The sequence below is a fragment of the Citrobacter sp. XT1-2-2 genome, assembly GCF_023516235.1.
Lineage (GTDB): Bacteria > Pseudomonadota > Gammaproteobacteria > Enterobacterales > Enterobacteriaceae > Citrobacter > Citrobacter werkmanii.
In genome coordinates this window covers 916,248-933,926 of sequence record NZ_CP097324.1, presented here as the reverse complement: position 1 = coordinate 933,926, position 17,679 = coordinate 916,248, and the positions used below count along the sequence as shown (strand labels likewise).

The following is a 17,679-nucleotide window of genomic DNA, read 5'->3' as shown; positions in this document are numbered from 1 at the left end:
TCCTGACTACTGACGGTTCGGGCAATGCAGACGTGTCATTTGACCTTGCCTGCCCAGAGGTGAAGAAATTTTAACGCTGATGCTGACACATCCTGCTTCCGTTGTCTGCATTCGGTTAACCTGCCAGTTCACAGGTGGTGAAAACGGATACAGCTGGGTTTGCTGCCAGGCGTGACGCCAGAGTTGCTGATACTGGTTTCTGACGATAAAACTGTTCATCAACGCCCGCTGGTATCCCGATAGCGCAGTCACAACCATGATCATCAGCACCATTGCCAGCATCACTTCCGGCAGGCTAAAACCACGTTGTCTGTTCAGGGAGTCTGACATAACGCTACCGCCTTTAACGGACAAAAATCGCTCCAGCCATGCGCCGAAAATTCGATATTGCCATCGATAACCGCTCCCTGACGCCATAACGATACCCCTTCATAATGCGCAATAAGCAGCACGGAAGTCTCAGTAAGTCGTCGCAGGCAAACCGCGACATCCTGCCCGGTATAACGCCGACACTGTAAAGCCGGTTGTAAGCCCCAGGACTGCATGCGTCCCCATTCGATGGCGGATTGCACTACCGCCTGCCGTTGCAAAGACCGACTTTCCGTTGTAACACGCGATGCAAAACTCGTTTCTTGTCGGCTAACACCCTGCAATAACAGGCTGCCGAGCACCAGCAGTAGCAGGACCATCGCCAGGGACGAAACACCTCGCTCACTATTCACAGGTTGAAACCTGTCACACTGTAAAAGGCTTCAATGACTTTTTGCGGTTCGACGTTGCTCACTCCGCGCAAACGCAACGTAAGGAGTGGTTGAAATCCGCGAATATTCAGGCGCTCAACCTTAAACGCCTGAATCTCTATCGTGGCTGGAGCGGTCATTTTCTCCCACCCTTTGCCATTACAACTCGTTGCTCCTCGCTGGGTCTCCAGGACTTTGTCCTGTAAACGAAATCCGATGGTATCGGACTCTTTCGCGGGAACGCTCTCCCAAATGCCGTTACTGTTGGCATCCCAACGGGCAATGACACAGTCACCCTTAGCCGATATCACCAGTCCCTCTCCGACACAGCTTCCCCGGCAATACCCTGCCCGCTGAAGATGTTTTGCCACGGTATAGACCCGCTGCCATATTTCATCCTCCAGCGCTAGCTGGCGCGTATTGCGTAGGATCTCTCGCTGCAGAGCGGGTAAAAATCGCGCTGCGCTAAGCAGTAAAATGCTACTAATGACCATAGCAATGAGCACCTCCAGCAGTGAAAAACCCCGCTCGTTTACAGACATGACCTGGCCTCATCGCGCTCGCAAAGCCTGATCCGCCCCCAGCCTGACACCACCACGCGCCATTCGCCTGCCGCATTTTTCAGACGAATATGTCCAGCCCATGCCGTATTGCGCAGCCCATAAAAAGCCAGTGAAGGCGTTATCTCTGCCATTTCGACATCGTCCCAGCGCGGTGCAAACACCAGCGGTGAAGTCGGTTTACACCCGTCTTGTAAAGCCGCAGAACTGACCAGACACCACGATGGCCCATCCTCCATCACGCTTATCACGTGATCGCGGTTACGCCAGTTAGCATCTTCACGTAATTGCAGCAGGTAGTCCCGCACCTGACAGGCGGTCTGCCACAGGCGCTGTTGTTGTTGCCAGGACTGCCAGCCATACAACCCGGACGCGCCAAGCGCCGCGACAATCAGCATCGCAATCAGGGTTTCGAGAAACGTGTAGCCTTGTTGTTTGTTCATGCCGCCAGTATGGCGTGAGGAAAATGAATAACGAGCGGGAAATTCGGTTTCTACGGCGAGCTACGGGGAATATTTGACGCGTTGCAGAGCGTTGCAATATTTCAGGAACCCGCACCGAAGAATGAAATGACAGACAAAAAAAACCGACGCGCGAAGGCGTCGGTTGTGACAGCATCAAGCCCGGTTAGATAGCTACTGGCGCTTTAATACCGGGATGTGGATCGTAGCCTTCGATTTCGAAATCTTCGAAGCGATAATCAAAGATAGATTCAGGCTTACGTTTGATGATCAGCTTCGGCAACGCGCGCGGTTCGCGGCTAAGCTGCAGATGCGTTTGATCCATATGATTGCTGTACAGGTGCGTGTCGCCGCCGGTCCAGACAAAATCACCCACTTCAAGGTCGCACTGCTGCGCCATCATGTGTACCAGTAAGGCGTAGCTGGCAATGTTGAATGGCAGACCGAGGAACACATCGCACGAACGCTGATACAGCTGGCAGGAGAGCTTGCCATCCGCCACATAGAACTGGAAGAAAGCATGGCACGGCGCCAGCGCCATCTTATCCAGCTCACCGACGTTCCATGCGGAAACGATGATGCGTCGAGAGTCCGGGTCATTTTTCAGCTGGTTTAGCACCGTGGTGATCTGGTCAATATGGCGACCGTCCGGCGTTGGCCACGCGCGCCATTGTTTGCCATAAACCGGGCCTAAATTACCGTTTTCATCAGCCCATTCATCCCAGATTGAGACGTTGTTTTCATGCAGGTAGGCAACGTTAGTATCGCCCTGCAAAAACCACAGCAGCTCATGAATGATCGAGCGTAAATGGCAGCGTTTGGTCGTAACCAGCGGGAACCCTTCCTGCAGATTAAAACGCATCTGATGACCAAAAATGGAAAGCGTTCCGGTTCCGGTACGGTCGTTTTTCTTTGTGCCTTCATCCAGCACTTTTTGCATCAGTTCTAAATACTGTTTCATGGTTCCTCAGGAAACGTGTTGCTGTGGGCTACGGCGGTACGCCCAAACCATCATAATAATGCCTGCGACAATCATCGGGATAGAAAGGATCTGTCCCATGCTGATGTACTGCACCCAGGTGCCGGTAAACTGTGCGTCCGGCTGGCGGAAGAATTCAACGATAATACGAAACGCGCCATAACCAATCAGGAACAGACCGGACACCGCACCCATAGGACGCGGCTTGCGAATGTACAGGTTCAGAATGATAAACAGTACAACCCCTTCCAGCGCCATCTCATAAAGCTGCGAGGCGTGACGCGGCAGAGAGCCGTAGGTATCAAAAATGGACTGCCACTGCGGGTTGGTTTGCAGCAGTAAAATATCTTCGGTACGGGAGCCCGGGAACAGCATGGCATACTTGAAGTTCGGGTCGACGCGTCCCCACAGTTCACCGTTGATAAAGTTGCCCAGACGCCCTGCGCCCAGACCAAACGGGATCAGCGGAGCGATGAAATCAGAAACCTGGAAGAACGAACGCTTGGTGCGTCTGGCGAAGATAATCATCACCAGAATCACACCGATAAGCCCGCCGTGGAAGGACATGCCGCCATCCCAGACGCGGAACAGATACAGCGGATTATCGAGGAACAATGGGAAGTTATAGAACAGTACGTAACCAATACGTCCGCCGAGGAAAACCCCGAGGAAGCCTGCATACAGTAAGTTTTCTACTTCATTTTTAGTCCAGCCACTGCCCGGACGATTAGCACGGCGCGTCGCCAGCCACATCGCGAAAATAAAACCCACCAAATACATCAAGCCGTACCAGTGAAGCGCGACGGGTCCGATTGAGAAAATGACCGGATCGAAATCCGGAAAATGCAGATAGCTACTGGTCATCTGTCACCACAAGTTCTTGTTATTTCGCTGAAGTCAGACAGCAATTGATAAGCGCGCCTGCATAAAGCAGGCGCTCCAAAGGTGCGAATGATAGCACAAGGGGATCGCAGCGGATGCCGGGAAGATGTAAAAGATCTGTATAGGTAATCTTTCCCCCGTAATGCCTGACAGCGTTACGCTTATCAGGCCTACAGTCCCCCGCGAATCAGCCCCCCCATGCCACGGCGCTCCATAAAGGCCGCCACCTGATGGCGTACTTCTGCCGCCATCTGCGCTTCCAGGCTGCGCTGGGCCAGCGTTTGCGCCTCGCCAAAATCGATATGGCGCAGCAGATATTTCACGCGGGCCACGGATCGACCGTTCATTGATAAATGACGGAAACCCAGGCCGATCAGAATGGCCACGCACATCGGATCGCCCGCCATTTCACCGCATAAGCGCAAATCGATACCGCTTCTTTCGGCTTCTTGCGCAATCATCGCCAGCGCACGTAACATCCCCGGATGCAGGCTGTCATAAATGCTGGCCACCCGCGTATTGTTACGATCAACGGCCAGAATGTATTGGGTGAGATCGTTGGTTCCGACCGAGATAAAGTCTATCCGGTTAGCCAGATGCGGCAACATAAACACCATCGACGGAACTTCCAGCATGATGCCGATGCGCGGTTTCGGGATTGCGTAACCGATCATCTCTTCCACTTCGCGTCCGGCGCGTTCAATCAGGCGTCGCGCTTCGTCCACTTCATCAATACTGGTCACCATCGGCAGTAAAATGCTCAGGTTACCGGTTGCCGCGTTTGCACGCAGCATGGCCCGGACCTGGATCAAAAAGATCTCCGGTTGATCGAGCGTAATGCGGATCCCACGCCAGCCAAGGCATGGGTTCTCTTCACTGATCGGCATGTAGGGCAGCTGTTTATCGGCCCCGACATCCAGCGTCCGCAGAGTCACCGGCTTGTCGTTAAACATTTGCAGCATCCCTTGATACTGCGCAACCTGTTCTTCTTCCGAAGGAAAGCCGCTTTGCAGCATGAAAGGAATTTCTGTGCGATACAGACCAATTCCATCGATCCGACTGCCCAGCTTCTCTTCATGTTCCGGGCTGAGACCCGCATTGAGCATCACCTTCACGCGCTCGCCGCTTTTTAACTGCGCCGGTTGGTTAACGTCATCTTCCGCCAGACGGCTCAGCTCGATCTCTTCGCTGATAAGGCGCTGGTATTCCTGGACCAATACCGGTTCCGGATCGACCAGCACTTCACCACGATAACCATCCACCACCAACGTTCGACGGTGTAGTACTGACGGCTGGATATCAGCCCCCATGACGGTAGGAATACCCAGCGCACGCACCATAATCGCCGCATGAGAGTTGGCTGCGCCGTCCCGGACAACCACGCCGACTAACCGGTCCTGGGGAAGTTCCGCCAGCGTCGTAGCGGAAAGCTCATCCGCCACCAGCACAAAACGTTCCGGCCAGGCATTCGGTCCCTGGATCGAGTCGTCAAGATGGAACAGCAGACGCTGGCCCAGCGCGCGTAAATCTCCGGCCCGCTCTTTGAGATAGTTATCGCTCAGCGCGGCAAACTGTTCGGCAAATTTTTCGATGATCGTTTTAACGGCCCACTCAGCCACCGAGCCGTTATCCACTTCCGCAAACAGTTCGCGGCGCAGACGGGTATCGGAAAGCAGGTGCGAGTAGAGATCAAAGATCGCCGCCGTTTCTTTCTGCGCCCCGGCGGTAAAGCGTTTGCTGTAACGGCGGAATTCGTTCGCCGCCTCTTCCAGCGCGCCGGTCAGCCGCTCGCGTTCAAGCACCGGGTCCAGCGTTGAAGCCTGATAGACCTGCTCCATCAGCGGTAGCGTTGCATCCTGCCAGCCTTCGGCAATGGCTACGCCGGGAGCGGCAGGCAATGCACGGATACGCGTTTGCCGGTATTGGCCGAACAGTGCGTTCAGTTGCGACTGGGAAAGTATGGCCGCCATTTGCGTGGCGAGCGTCACCAGGAAAGACTCTTCGCTTTCGTCGTACTGACGTAATTCACGCTGTTGCACCACCAGCACACCTAACAGCTGACGACGCTGAATAATCGGTACGCCTAAGAACGCACGAAAGCGCTCTTCTTTTACCGAAGGGATGTATTTAAAGCTGGGATGTTTTTGCGCATCGGCGAGGTTGATAGGTTCCGCCAGCCTGCCAACCAGGCCAACGATACCTTCATCAAACGCGAGTGCGACGGTGCGACCACGTGGTTTTTTCAGACCTCGTGTCGCCATGAGGTAATAACAACGTCGGTCGTGATCGGCCAGATAGACCGAGCAGACCTCTGTATCCATCGCAAGACAGATGTCGGTAACCAGTATATTGAGCGCCTCATTAAGACGCGGAGCACTGGCCACCTTTTCGACTATTTCGCGCAGGCGGGTGAGCATAATTTGCGTAGCTTAACCTCTTTTACGTCTGTACGCAGGTGCGCTTTGCGGTTTAGGAGTGCTCTCCTGAAGCGCCATGACAACACTTGCGAATTCTTTCATCACCCTGCGATAGACATCGCGTTTAAATGACACCACCTGTCGAACCGGATACCAGTAACTCACCCAGCGCCAGCCGTCGAACTCAGGTGTACTGCTGGTTTGCATATTAATTTCAGCATCGCTGCTGACCAATTGCAGAAGAAACCATTTTTGTTTCTGGCCGATACAAACCGGCTTTGTGTCCCAACGCACCAAACGTTTCGGTAACTTGTAACGCAACCAGTTACGAGTAGAAGCAAGGATCCGTACATCTTTACGGCTGAGACCCACTTCTTCAAAGAGTTCCCGGTACATCGCCTGCTCTGCCGTCTCTCCTGCGTTTATCCCACCTTGTGGGAATTGCCAGGAGTGCTGACCAAATCGCCGGGCCCACATGACCTGCCCCTGGCGGTTACAAATTACTATCCCTACATTCGGGCGGTAGCCATCGTCATCAATCACCGGACTACCTCAACATAAACCTTATATACAAACGATTGTTTCACACTCCTGAGAGGCGGTAAACCACTCTGTTAAGGGTGCGATATTCTAATAACAATTGAATAACTCACAGCGAAGCCCCGAGTTATAAACAGAAGAAGGGCATTCTGGGCGATTTTATTCACCTTTTCTGTGGATATAGTTGTGAAGAAGTACGGAATTACTATGGGAAAACCCAGAACAGTCCGAATAAGACATTCGTCACATATAAAAAATAGTCTTATATATTCATTAAGTTAAAAACGATCGATACCAACGCAAACACATAAATGTGATGTGTATCACGCACACGATCTTCACGCTGATGAAAGATCGACCAGCGTTGGTTTTATCCACAGATTATGCCAATAAGTTAGGCACAATTTGTGTAAAAATTCGATTTTCGTCGCACGTCAAGGCTGTAAATTGAAACAGTAGTGGGGGTTTTTCACAGTTATCCCATCTTTCTGTGGATAACATGGTGTAAGATCCTGTTCATTGTCAGTGACCAGAATTGGAAAACCCGCATTGCTGTTGCGCAACTGCGCGCGTGTGAATATAAAAACCAATATAAATCATATAATTGAATAAAGCATGTGGAAAAAGATAAACTCTGTCCACACGGTATAAAATCATTGCTCATTTTTTCACCTAAGGGTTAATCCGATGCCAGAACTCCATCCGCTACTTTCTCCACCTGACTCTGAAGCCCAATTGCTGACTCAGGCGCGGCAGCTTGCGGGCTACTCGTTGGGAGAATTAGCGACCATGGCGGGACTCGTCGCCCCCAGGGATCTCAAGCGTGATAAAGGCTGGATTGGCGTCCTACTGGAGATTTGGCTGGGTGCCAGCGCAGGCAGCAAGCCGGAGCAGGATTTTGCGGCGCTGGGCGTGGAGCTGAAAACGATCCCTGTGGACAGTCTTGGCAGACCGCTGGAAACCACCTTCGTATGCGTAGCGCCGTTAACTGGCAATACAGGCGTCACCTGGGAAACCAGCCATGTGCGGCACAAACTTAAACGCGTACTGTGGATCCCGGTAGAGGGTGAACGCAGTATTCCACTGGCTGAACGTCGCGTCGGCTCGCCCTTGCTCTGGAGCCCGAACGACGAAGAAGACCAGCAATTACGGTTGGACTGGGAAGAACTAATGGACATGATTGTGCTAGGCCACGTCGAACGCATCACCGCTCGCCATGGGGAAGTGTTACAACTGCGTCCCAAAGCCGCCAATGCCCGAGCGCTTACCGAAGCAATTGGCGCCCATGGCGAACCCATCCTGACCCTGCCGCGCGGGTTTTATCTGAAAAAGAACTTCACGCGCGCATTGCTTGAGCGGCATTTCTTATTCCAGCCGCAATAGGCACTGCCCGGCCTTTCACCCGCCGCGTTACGGGCCTATAATTACCGCTTCTTTTTTTTGGCAGGACTTTGCTCGATGTTATTTGCATGGATAACCGATCCTAACGCCTGGCTTGCGCTCGGTACGCTGACGCTGCTGGAGATCGTTCTTGGGATCGACAATATTATTTTCCTCTCTCTGGTTGTAGCCAAACTTCCGACAGCGCAACGCAATCATGCCCGACGTATTGGGCTGGCGGCAGCAATGATTATGCGTCTGGCGCTGCTGGCCTCTATCGCCTGGGTAACACGGCTGACAAACCCGTTGTTCGAGGTATTTGGCGAGGCGATTTCGGCGCGCGATCTGATCCTTCTGCTCGGCGGGTTGTTCCTGATCTGGAAAGCCAGTAAAGAGATCCACGAATCCATTGAAGGTGAGGAAGAGGGACTGAAAACCCGCGTCTCTTCATTCCTGGGCGCGATTGTGCAGATCATGTTGTTAGACATTATCTTCAGTCTGGATTCCGTAATTACAGCGGTAGGCTTGTCTGACCATCTGTTTATCATGATGGCGGCGGTGGTGATTGCCGTGGGCGTGATGATGTTTGCTGCTCGCCCAATTGGTGAGTTTGTCGATCGTCACCCTTCAGTGAAAATGCTGGCGCTCTCTTTCCTGATTCTGGTCGGTTTTACGCTAATTCTGGAAAGTTTCGACGTCCACGTTCCGAAAGGATACATCTATTTCGCCATGTTCTTCTCTATCGCGGTAGAGACACTGAACCTGTGGCGTAATAAAAAAAATCCGCTCTGATGAAATCTGTCGCTCCCCGCAAGGGGAGCGAATACCGCGCCGGACCTACCTCTTCTCACAGTTTAAGATTTTACTGCTTTCGTCATGCATAACTTCGCGTTATTACTAAACTATTGTCAGACGCAGGCCATGAGAGGATAAGCAGATGAAAAAATGGGCAGTTTTGATTTCCGCCGTAGGACTGGCTTTTGTAGTTTCTGGGTGCAGCAGCGATTATGTAATGGCGACAAAAGATGGCCGGATGATCCTGACCGACGGAAAACCAGAGATTGACGATGATACCGGTCTGGTGAGCTACCACGATCAGCAAGGCAATGCGATGCAGATCAACCGCGACGATGTATCTCAAATCATTGAACGCTGATGGTTGAGGTCAGCAGCGCGCTGGCCTTAACAATTTTACTTCCCTTTTTCTCTTCCCTCAGCCATTTTTATAATCCTTATGTTGTGATTATAAAAAGGAAACGGCTATGCAATATCACCGTATACCCCACAGCTCGCTGGAAGTCAGTACACTGGGGCTGGGCACAATGACGTTTGGTGAACAAAACAGCGAAGCCGACGCCCATGCACAGCTCGATTATGCCGTGGCACAAGGCATAAATTTGATCGACGTTGCCGAGATGTATCCGGTTCCGCCGCGTCCTGAAACCCAGGGGCTCACCGAAACTTACGTGGGCAACTGGCTAGCCAAACACGGTAGCCGCGAAAAGCTAATCGTGGCGTCGAAGGTCAGTGGGCCATCACGTAACAACGACAGCGGCATTCGACCAAATCAGGCGCTGGACCGTAAAAATATCCGTGAAGCGCTGCACGACAGTCTGAAAAGACTGCAAACCGATTACCTGGATCTGTATCAGGTTCACTGGCCGCAGCGCCCCACCAACTGCTTTGGTAAGTTAGGCTACAGCTGGACGGACTCCGCGCCGGTCGTCTCCCTGTTGGATACGCTGGACGCGCTGGCTGAATTTCAGCGCGCGGGAAAAATTCGCTACATCGGCGTTTCCAATGAAACCGCGTTTGGCGTGATGCGTTATCTGCATCTGGCGGACAAACACGATCTGCCGCGCATCGCCACTATCCAGAATCCCTACAGCCTGCTGAACCGTAGCTATGAAGTTGGACTGGCAGAAGTCAGCCAGTACGAAGGGGTTGAACTACTGGCCTATTCTTGCCTGGGCTTCGGTACGCTAACCGGTAAGTATCTGAACGGCGCGAAGCCTGCCGGCGCACGTAATACGTTGTTTAGCCGTTTCACACGCTACAGCGGTGAGCAAACGCAAAAGGCCGTTGCAGCCTATGTGGATATCGCGAAACGCCATAATCTGGATCCTGCGCAAATGGCGCTGGCATTCGTGCGTCGTCAGCCGTTTGTCGCCAGCACCCTGCTGGGAGCAACGACGATGGAGCAGTTAAAAACCAACGTTGAAAGCCTGCATCTGGCGTTGAGCGAAGAAGTACTGGCCGAGATTGAAGCGGTGCATCAGGTGTATACCTATCCTGCACCATAACGGTTAGTGCCTGATGGCGCTACGCTTATCAGGCCTACAGAAAGCATTCCCTGTAGGCCGGATAAGGCAACTACATGTCACAGACTAATGGCGGCGCTGCCAAATCCATAGCGCCGCAATCGCCAATGCGAACAGCGCGCCAAACCCTATACCAATCGCTACCGCCGGGATCCCCACCAGCACCGCCAGCGAGTAAATACCCAGCATCAGCAGCATCGCGCTGTTTTCCCCCAGGTTTTGCACCGCAATCGCATTACCCGCACCGACGCTTTTCTTGCCCCGCTCCTGTAACAACGCATTCAGCGGCACCACAAAGAACCCGCCTGACACGCCGATAAGCATCAGCAACGCGTAGGCCGGAAGCAGCGCATGTTGCAGCGAGAAGATCAGCACCACGACGCCAATCAGGATCCCCGCAGGCATACAGCGCGACACGGTTTCCAGCGTCACCAGCTTCGCTGCCGCACCCGCGCCGACCACAATCCCAATCGCCACCATGGCATTCAGGTAAGTAGGTGTGGCGTTATCGGTGATGCCCAGCGCCACCGGCACCCACAGCACCAACAGAAAACGCAGCGTGACGCCAGCGCCCCAAAAGAGGCTGGTTCCCACCAATGAGAAACGCGTTTCACCGTTACGCCACAGCGAAGTGGCCGCACAGAAAAAACTGCGGGTCATTTTCCCCAAATGCCAGGACTGGCCAGGGCGAGCCGCGGCCAGCTTCGGAATAAACAGGTTAGCCACTACGGCGCCCGCATAGGCCAGCGCACAGGCAGAAAGCGCAGCAATCACGTGCCAGTCGGCCAGCACGCCCCCCGCCACAGAACCGAGTAAAATCGCGGCAATGGTGGAGGCTTCCATCAGGCCGTTAGCTTTCACCAGTTTGTCGCCAGTGGTCAGTTCACCGAGAATGCCATACTTGGCTGGTGAATACGCCGCCGCGCCGATCCCCACCAGCGTATAGCCGAGAAACGGATTAACGCCGAAACAAATACTCGCCGCGCCCAGCAGCTTCATGCCGTTAGCGAACATCATCACCCTGCCTTTGGCAAAGCTGTCCGCCACCTGCCCGACAAAGGGCGCAAACAGGATGTAAGCGCCCACAAACACCATTTGCAGGATCGGCTGACTCCAGTCCGGATAAAATTGTTCCTTAAGCAAAGCCAGCGTGGCGAACAGTAAGGCGTTATCGCCAAACGCCGACAGGAACTGCGCGGCGATAACGGACATCATCCCTTTGGACCAGATAGAAGTGTTAGTGTGCACTGACTCACTCATGTTGTTTTTCCGGCTCATCGACCCAGCTTTTCAGCGTGACAAAATCCGGCTTACCGCTGCCGAGTAATGGGAGTTGTTTCAGGTGGCGAATATCACGCGGCACGGCAAGTTCAGGCACGCCGTGCGCTCGCGCATACTGCTGCAGTTTTTCGCGCGTCAGTTCACTGTCGGTGGTGAACAGCACCAGCGCCTCGCCTTTGCTGGCATCGCTTTTGATCGCCGTGGCGTGCATTTTATCCGCAGATACCGCCAGCGCCAGTTGCTCAACCATTTCCAGCGAGACCATCTCTCCGGCAATTTTAGCAAAACGCTTGGCGCGTCCCTGGATCTGTACAAAGCCGTTTTCATCAAAGCGCACGATGTCTCCGGTGTCATACCAGCCGTGCTCAATCTCACCCTGCGCATTTTCTGCCGTCGGCACTTCCAGCACGCCGGGTTTTTCGACGCGCAAATAGCCGCTCATAATATTAGGGCCTTTCAGCTGTAAACGCCCTCCGTCCTCAATGCCTGGAACAGCTAACAGTCGGGCATCCATACCGGGCAAGATGCGCCCTACCGTTCCTGATTTCGCCGCCATCGGCACGTTGATTGACACCACTGGCGCACATTCCGTCACGCCATAGCCTTCAAGGACGCGCAGACCAAATTTCTCCTGCCACAGCTGTTTTGTGGTGTCTTGCAGTTTTTCCGCTCCCGCCACCACATAGCGCAGACGGTGAAAATCATAGGGATGCGCGAAACGCGCGTAGTTGCCAAGGAACGTTGACGTACCAAACAGTACGGTGCAGTTCCGGTCGTAGACCAGCTCCGGCACAATGCGGTAATGCAGCGGGCTGGGATAAAGAAACACTTCTGCGCCGGTCAGCAACGGCGTGAATAATCCCACCGTCAGACCAAAGGAGTGGAATAGCGGCAACGCAGACATAAAGCGGTCGTCGGCGGTGAAATCGGCGATGGTTTTAATCTGCTCGACGTTCGCCAGAATGCTCTTGTGGCTGTGTACCACACCTTTCGGATGACCTTCCGAGCCAGAGGTAAAGAGGATTACCGCGGCCTCTTCCGGCTGCTGTTTCACCTGCGCCAGATGCGGCGCCAGCAGGTGTGAGAAAATCCACAGCTTATCGCTAAACGTCACATCGGCTTTCAGGTCTTCCAGGTAAACCCAGCGCACCTGGGTGAGCTGCTCCGGTAAATGCCAAAGTTTGCCTTTATCGAGAAACTGTCGGGAAGTGAAGATAGTTTTGATTTCTGATGCAGTAATGGCGCTGGTTAGCCCTTTTACACCTGCTGTATAGTTCATCATCGCCGGAATACGTCGACGCGCAATAGCGCCAAAAATGACCGCCGCGCTGATCCCCGCGTTTGGCAGCATCAGGCCAATTTTTTCACCCTCAGAGGTATATTTCTCCAGAATACGGGCCACAAACAGCGTCTTAGTCAACAGTTTACGGTAGCTGTCCGGCGTAAAGTTAACATCTTCAATGCAGTTTTTGCCTGCGCCAAAGCGATATTTCGCCGCCAGCAGAGACTCATAAAGCGTTTCACGCGGGCGCACCGCCATGCGCGCTTCCATCATAATTTGATGCAGCATTTCACCCGCGATTTTGCGGCGATCGCGAGCACGCGGCGCTTCCGGCATCGGCATATGGGTCGGCGGCAGGATGTGCAAGCGAATACGCGGGAAGAATCGCTGTTTAACCAGACCTTTCAGGCGACTAAAGCGTGACAGCTCCGCGCCTTCGATGCGCACAGGAACCACCGTGGCCCCTGACTTTGCCGCGACAAACCCGGCGCCGTCATAGATTTTCATCAATGAACCGGTGGTCGAAATACGCCCTTCCGGGAAAATAACCACCGGACGTCCCTGCTCGACCAGGCGAACCAGATGTTTAATCGACATCGGTTTGGTCGGGTCTAACGGCACGAAATCAATCAGCGGGGTCAGCCAGCGCATGTACCATTGCTGGCTTATAGAGGTGTAAACAGCAAAAACGGGGCGAATCGGTAAAAAAAGCGCCAGCAGGATGCCGTCGATAAATGAGACATGGTTGGGAGTAATTAGAACGCGTTCTCCCTGTAGCGCGCTGATATCGCCCGTGACGCGAACGCGGAAAAGCACGCGAAACAGATTACGAAAAAAGCCAAATAGCATCTCAACTCCCTGTGCCATTAATTACATAAACATTAATGATGGGAGAGTATACGAGTTGGGGAATGGGCGCGACAGGTAACTGGTGAATACAATCCGAAAAAAAACCTGCGCATCCGCGCAGGTCGGTGCAAGAGACAGGTACGAAGTGCGTACCGAATAATCTCACCAATCAATACCTCTGGGATCTTGATTGTGGTCGTCAGCAGCCAGATACGCCAGTGCGAAAACGCAAAGGAATGAACCCAAATGCAACGAGTTGTGTAAATTATCGGTTACTGTTACAGATAGGCCGAAGACAAAAAAAAACCTGCGCATCTGCGCAGGCTGGTGTAAATCTAGTGATCAACCCGAAAGTTGATTTCACCTATCAATACCTCTGGGATCCCAACTTTAGCAATCTGCTCAGTGCCCTCACCAGCAAACAATCGCAACAGCACATCGCAAAGTGTAAGTAAAAATTAGCGTTTTCTATTTTCTGTCTTACTTCGCTCGTGCGCGCTCACATTTGCGACGTCCTGACAGGCAATCTGCTTGAACAGCCAGCCGTTTTCCGTAACACTGACACAATGTAAGCGTTTACCCACAACAGGTACTATCATGGCGACCATAAAGGATGTAGCCCGACTAGCTGGTGTATCAGTCGCCACCGTTTCTCGAGTGATTAATGATTCCCCCAAAGCCAGCGAAGCATCGCGTCTGGCCGTAACGAGTGCAATGGAATCACTCAGCTACCACCCCAACGCCAACGCGCGTGCGCTGGCGCAACAATCTACCGAAACCGTCGGACTGGTGGTTGGTGATGTGTCAGATCCATTTTTTGGGGCAATGGTTAAAGCTGTCGAGCAGGTGGCCTATAACACCGGTAATTTTTTACTGATCGGCAACGGCTACCATAATGAACAGAAGGAACGTCAGGCGATTGAACAGCTTATTCGCCACCGCTGCGCTGCGCTTGTTGTCCACGCCAAAATCATCCCGGATGCAGATCTGGCTTCATTAATGAAGCAAATCCCCGGCATGGTATTAATCAACCGAATTCTGCCAGGATTCGAACAACGCTGCGTTGCCCTCGATGACCGCTTCGGCGCGTGGTTGGCTACCCGACACCTTATTCAGCAGGGCCATACGCGTATCGGTTATCTGTGCTCCAATCACACCATTTCAGATGCGGAGGATCGCCTGCAAGGCTATTACGATGCGCTGACGGAGAGCAATATACCGATTAACGATCGGCTGGTGACCTTTGGCGAGCCGGATGAGAGCGGCGGTGAGCAGGCCATGACCGAGTTGCTTGGCCGTGGTAAAAACTTCACGGCTGTAGCCTGCTATAACGACTCAATGGCGGCTGGCGCGATGGGCGTGTTAAATGATAACGGCATTGATGTACCGGGAGAAATTTCCCTGATCGGCTTCGATGATGTGCTGGTTTCCCGCTATGTGCGTCCACGTTTGACCACGGTACGCTATCCGATAGTGACGATGGCGACCCAGGCCGCTGAACTGGCGCTTGCGCTGGCGGAGAAGCGACCCGCACCTGAAATCACCCACGTATTTAACCCAACTCTGGTGCGCCGCCACTCCGTTTCGACGCTGACAGAGCCGGGCAATTCTTCGTCAAACGATTAACCAGGATAGCGTCATGACCACGATGTTGGACGTTTCACGACACGCTGGCGTCTCAAAAGCGACCGTTTCGCGCGTGCTGAATGGTACGGGTCAGGTAAAAGAGAGCACGCGCCAGAAAGTGTTTAAGGCCATGCAGGCACTTGATTATCGACCCAATTTTTTAGCGCGTTCTTTAGCGAACCGAACCAGCAATAGCATTGGCCTGGTGGTTTCCACGTTTGATGGATTCTACTTTGGCCGCCTGCTGCAACAGGCTTCGCGCCAGACGGAATCTCACGGTAAGCAGTTGATCGTCACCGACGGTCACGACACGCCGGAGCGTGAACAGGAAGCCGTGCAAATGCTGGCCGACAGGCAGTGTGATGCCATTATTCTCTATACCCGTTATATGAGTGAGCAGGCGATTATGTCACTGATGAACAGCATTGCTATGCCGTTGCTGGTCATTAACCGTGATGTCAGTCAGGCCCGCGATCGCGCGATTTTCTTTGAACAGGAAGAAGCCGCGTTCCAGGCGGTCAATTATCTGATCTCCCAGGGGCATAGCGATATTGCCTGCATCACCGTGCCGGGCCATACCCCTACCGGTAAATCACGTTTGATGGGATATCGTAAAGCGCTGGAAAAAAACGGTATTCCCTGGGACCCCGGCAAGGTTAAATACGGCGATTCAACGATGACGCGTGGCTATGAAGCCTGTCGTGAGCTGCTGGAGGAAGGGGTGACATTCAGCGCCCTGTTCGCCTGTAACGATGACATGGCATTAGGTGCATCAAAAGCGTTGCATCAGGCTGGCCTGAAGATCCCGACGGACGTCTCGCTGTTTGGTTTTGACGATGCGCCCAGCGCTAAATGGCTGGAGCCGGGACTCTCTACCGTCTATCTGCCGATTGACGCCATGATAACAACGGCAATTGACCAGGCTATCCGTCTGGCCAACGGTGAGAGCGTAGAGCCGATCCCACCGTTTACCGGCAAACTGGTGTTGCGGGAATCGGTGACAACGGGGCCGTACTTTAAGTAATCAGATGCCGGATGGCGCTACACTTATCCGGCTTTTCACAACGCTGTATTCAGATTAATTCCAGCGCCAGTAGCTCATCAATAGTCTGACGACGACGGATCAGTCGCGCCACGCCGTGATCAAACAACACCTCCGGCAGCAGCGGGCGACTATTGTAGTTTGACGACATTGACGCGCCGTACGCCCCGGTATCATGCAGCACCAGATAATCCCCCGGCACCACCGCTGGCAGTAGACGGGTTTCCACATTTCCGCCTTCCTGCTGGGTAAAGACGTCGCCGGACTCACACAGCGGCCCGGCTACTACGGTTTCTATTTGCGCGGCTTGCTCCAGAGAACGGCCATCTCCCGCCAGTGCAGAGATATGGTGATAGCTACCGTACATCGCTGGGCGCATCAGATCGTTGAAGCCTGCGTCAATCAGCACAAAGTGACGGCTGCCCATCGCTTTTACGCTGCGCACCTGCGCCACCAGCACGCCGGATTCCGCCACCAGAAAACGGCCCGGTTCGATCTCCAATTTAACAGCGTGCCCCAGATGACGCGCAATTTGATCGCGCGCGGCGTTCCATAACCCAAAATAATGATCGGTGTTGATCGCCTCTTCGCCCTCACGATATGGGATCGACAGCCCGCCGCCCGCGGAGATCGCCTCCAGATCCTGACCAAACTCGACAACCTGACGCACCATCGCGCCGCATACCTGTTCCAGATGGCCGTAGTCGACGCCGGATCCGATATGCATATGAATGCCAACCAGCTTCAACTGATAGCGCTGGATCACTTCCAGCGCCGCCGGTAGATCGCTGTACCAGATCCCGTGTTTGCTGTTCTCGCCGCCGGTGTTGGTTTTCTGACTATGCCCATGACCAAAGCCAGGGTTGACGCGTAGCCACACGCGATGGCCCGGCGAAAGCTGACCCAGTTGCTCCAGCATATCCACTGAACCGGCATTTACCGGAATGCTCAATTCATGCACCCGAGCGAGCGTCGCGCCATCGATCATATCGGCGGTAAAGACAATCTCATCTTTTCCCGGCTCAAAACCCGCCGCCAGCGCGCGTTCAATTTCGCCCAGCGAGACGGAATCGACCTTCACGCCCTGCTCGCGCATCAGGCGCAGAATATGAATATTTGAGCATGCCTTCTGGGCAAAACGCACCACGTCAAACTGGCTCAGTTTGGCAATCTGCGCGCGGATAATCTGCGCATCATACACCCACACCGGGCAGCCAAATTCAGCGGGCAGGCGTAGCAGGTTGTCGGCGGTGAGATCGGTATCAGTGCTGTTGAGTGGGCGTGGCATGGTGTGCTCCGGTATTGGCTTTTGTATGATT

17 protein-coding genes are annotated in these 17,679 nt (G+C 53.6%); 6 read left to right on the top strand and 11 right to left on the bottom strand.

The annotated features are described in order from the left end of the window. Positions 1–6 precede the first annotated feature (6 nt). From M4I31_RS04560 to rppH, 8 genes are all read right to left on the bottom strand, one after another. Positions 7–330 carry a prepilin-type N-terminal cleavage/methylation domain-containing protein gene (locus M4I31_RS04560; RefSeq protein WP_038633302.1) on the bottom strand — a complete coding sequence of 108 codons (324 nt, stop codon included), beginning with the start codon at positions 328–330 and terminating at the stop codon, positions 7–9. Beyond that, the gene (locus M4I31_RS04555) at positions 315–722 is read right to left on the bottom strand and encodes a DUF2509 family protein (protein WP_085048798.1); all 408 of its coding nucleotides are present in this window, start codon (positions 720–722) and stop codon (positions 315–317) included. The genes M4I31_RS04560 and M4I31_RS04555 overlap by 16 nt, the downstream gene beginning before the upstream one ends. After that, positions 719–1,282 (bottom strand): prepilin peptidase-dependent protein, encoded by a 564-nt coding sequence (locus tag M4I31_RS04550; protein WP_085048797.1) that lies wholly within the window; start codon positions 1,280–1,282, stop codon positions 719–721. The genes M4I31_RS04555 and M4I31_RS04550 overlap by 4 nt, the downstream gene beginning before the upstream one ends. Continuing rightward, complete coding sequence (locus M4I31_RS04545; protein WP_085048796.1) at positions 1,273–1,743, bottom strand: prepilin peptidase-dependent protein; 471 nt, start codon at positions 1,741–1,743, stop codon at positions 1,273–1,275. The genes M4I31_RS04550 and M4I31_RS04545 overlap by 10 nt, the downstream gene beginning before the upstream one ends. 184 nt (positions 1,744–1,927) lie before the next feature. Then, positions 1,928–2,722 (bottom strand): thymidylate synthase, encoded by a 795-nt coding sequence (gene thyA / locus M4I31_RS04540; RefSeq protein WP_038633316.1) that lies wholly within the window; start codon positions 2,720–2,722, stop codon positions 1,928–1,930. A gap of 6 nt (positions 2,723–2,728) precedes the next feature. Beyond that, positions 2,729–3,604 carry a prolipoprotein diacylglyceryl transferase gene (gene lgt, locus M4I31_RS04535; RefSeq protein WP_038633319.1) on the bottom strand — a complete coding sequence of 292 codons (876 nt, stop codon included), beginning with the start codon at positions 3,602–3,604 and terminating at the stop codon, positions 2,729–2,731. Positions 3,605–3,792: 188 nt separating this feature from the next. After that, the gene (gene ptsP / locus M4I31_RS04530; RefSeq protein WP_038633322.1) at positions 3,793–6,039 is read right to left on the bottom strand and encodes a phosphoenolpyruvate--protein phosphotransferase; all 2,247 of its coding nucleotides are present in this window, start codon (positions 6,037–6,039) and stop codon (positions 3,793–3,795) included. Between the two features lie 12 nt (positions 6,040–6,051). Next, a complete protein-coding gene (rppH, locus tag M4I31_RS04525; RefSeq protein WP_003825602.1) occupies positions 6,052–6,582 on the bottom strand; it encodes an RNA pyrophosphohydrolase in 531 nt (176 codons plus the stop codon). 684 nt (positions 6,583–7,266) lie between these two features. Between rppH and mutH the strand changes: the two genes are divergently transcribed. The 4 genes from mutH (at position 7,267) to M4I31_RS04505 (ending at position 10,262) form a co-directional block, all read left to right on the top strand. After that, on the top strand, positions 7,267–7,962 hold the full coding sequence (gene mutH, locus M4I31_RS04520) for a DNA mismatch repair endonuclease MutH (RefSeq protein WP_085048795.1): 696 nt from the start codon (positions 7,267–7,269) through the stop codon (positions 7,960–7,962). A gap of 75 nt (positions 7,963–8,037) precedes the next feature. Further along, entirely contained in the window at positions 8,038–8,751 is a 714-nt protein-coding gene (locus M4I31_RS04515) for a TerC family protein (RefSeq protein ID WP_038633330.1), read from the top strand. A gap of 145 nt (positions 8,752–8,896) precedes the next feature. Further along, entirely contained in the window at positions 8,897–9,115 is a 219-nt protein-coding gene (ygdR, locus tag M4I31_RS04510; RefSeq protein ID WP_038633333.1) for a lipoprotein YgdR, read from the top strand. Positions 9,116–9,221: 106 nt separating this feature from the next. Beyond that, positions 9,222–10,262 carry an NADP(H)-dependent aldo-keto reductase gene (locus M4I31_RS04505; RefSeq protein WP_038633335.1) on the top strand — a complete coding sequence of 347 codons (1,041 nt, stop codon included), beginning with the start codon at positions 9,222–9,224 and terminating at the stop codon, positions 10,260–10,262. Positions 10,263–10,346: 84 nt separating this feature from the next. Here M4I31_RS04505 and lplT read toward each other — a convergent pair whose 3' ends face one another. Together lplT and aas are read right to left on the bottom strand one after the other, a co-directional pair. Beyond that, a complete protein-coding gene (lplT, locus tag M4I31_RS04500) occupies positions 10,347–11,540 on the bottom strand; it encodes a lysophospholipid transporter LplT (protein ID WP_038633338.1) in 1,194 nt (397 codons plus the stop codon). Continuing rightward, positions 11,533–13,692 carry a bifunctional acyl-ACP--phospholipid O-acyltransferase/long-chain-fatty-acid--ACP ligase gene (aas, locus tag M4I31_RS04495; protein WP_085048794.1) on the bottom strand — a complete coding sequence of 720 codons (2,160 nt, stop codon included), beginning with the start codon at positions 13,690–13,692 and terminating at the stop codon, positions 11,533–11,535. Before aas ends, lplT begins: the two co-directional genes overlap by 8 nt. 597 nt (positions 13,693–14,289) lie before the next feature. On the opposite strand from aas, the gene galR reads away from it, so the two are divergent. Then, positions 14,290–15,318 carry an HTH-type transcriptional regulator GalR gene (galR, locus tag M4I31_RS04490; protein WP_038633343.1) on the top strand — a complete coding sequence of 343 codons (1,029 nt, stop codon included), beginning with the start codon at positions 14,290–14,292 and terminating at the stop codon, positions 15,316–15,318. A gap of 13 nt (positions 15,319–15,331) precedes the next feature. After that, entirely contained in the window at positions 15,332–16,342 is a 1,011-nt protein-coding gene (locus M4I31_RS04485) for a LacI family DNA-binding transcriptional regulator (RefSeq protein WP_038633346.1), read from the top strand. A 49-nt stretch (positions 16,343–16,391) separates the two neighbouring features. On the opposite strand, the gene lysA is transcribed toward M4I31_RS04485, so the two are convergent. Beyond that, the gene (gene lysA / locus M4I31_RS04480; protein WP_085048793.1) at positions 16,392–17,648 is read right to left on the bottom strand and encodes a diaminopimelate decarboxylase; all 1,257 of its coding nucleotides are present in this window, start codon (positions 17,646–17,648) and stop codon (positions 16,392–16,394) included. Between the last annotated feature and the right edge of the window lie 31 nt (positions 17,649–17,679).

Bases quoted from the DNA above. Each gene is read 5' to 3' on its own strand.
- M4I31_RS04515 (WP_038633330.1), top strand. From the start codon at position 8,038: ATGTTATTTGCATGGATAACCGATCCTAACGCCTGGCTTGCGCTCGGT.
- mutH (WP_085048795.1), top strand. From the start codon at position 7,267: ATGCCAGAACTCCATCCGCTACTTTCTCCACCTGACTCTGAAGCCCAA.
- lplT (WP_038633338.1), bottom strand. From the start codon at position 11,540: ATGAGTGAGTCAGTGCACACTAACACTTCTATCTGGTCCAAAGGGATG.
- galR (WP_038633343.1), top strand. From the start codon at position 14,290: ATGGCGACCATAAAGGATGTAGCCCGACTAGCTGGTGTATCAGTCGCC.
- ygdR (WP_038633333.1), top strand. From the start codon at position 8,897: ATGAAAAAATGGGCAGTTTTGATTTCCGCCGTAGGACTGGCTTTTGTA.
- M4I31_RS04545 (WP_085048796.1), bottom strand. From the start codon at position 1,743: ATGAACAAACAACAAGGCTACACGTTTCTCGAAACCCTGATTGCGATG.
- M4I31_RS04550 (WP_085048797.1), bottom strand. From the start codon at position 1,282: ATGTCTGTAAACGAGCGGGGTTTTTCACTGCTGGAGGTGCTCATTGCT.
- M4I31_RS04485 (WP_038633346.1), top strand. From the start codon at position 15,332: ATGACCACGATGTTGGACGTTTCACGACACGCTGGCGTCTCAAAAGCG.
- M4I31_RS04505 (WP_038633335.1), top strand. From the start codon at position 9,222: ATGCAATATCACCGTATACCCCACAGCTCGCTGGAAGTCAGTACACTG.
- lysA (WP_085048793.1), bottom strand. From the start codon at position 17,648: ATGCCACGCCCACTCAACAGCACTGATACCGATCTCACCGCCGACAAC.
- thyA (WP_038633316.1), bottom strand. From the start codon at position 2,722: ATGAAACAGTATTTAGAACTGATGCAAAAAGTGCTGGATGAAGGCACA.
- aas (WP_085048794.1), bottom strand. From the start codon at position 13,692: ATGCTATTTGGCTTTTTTCGTAATCTGTTTCGCGTGCTTTTCCGCGTT.
- ptsP (WP_038633322.1), bottom strand. From the start codon at position 6,039: ATGCTCACCCGCCTGCGCGAAATAGTCGAAAAGGTGGCCAGTGCTCCG.
- lgt (WP_038633319.1), bottom strand. From the start codon at position 3,604: ATGACCAGTAGCTATCTGCATTTTCCGGATTTCGATCCGGTCATTTTC.
- M4I31_RS04560 (WP_038633302.1), bottom strand. From the start codon at position 330: ATGTCAGACTCCCTGAACAGACAACGTGGTTTTAGCCTGCCGGAAGTG.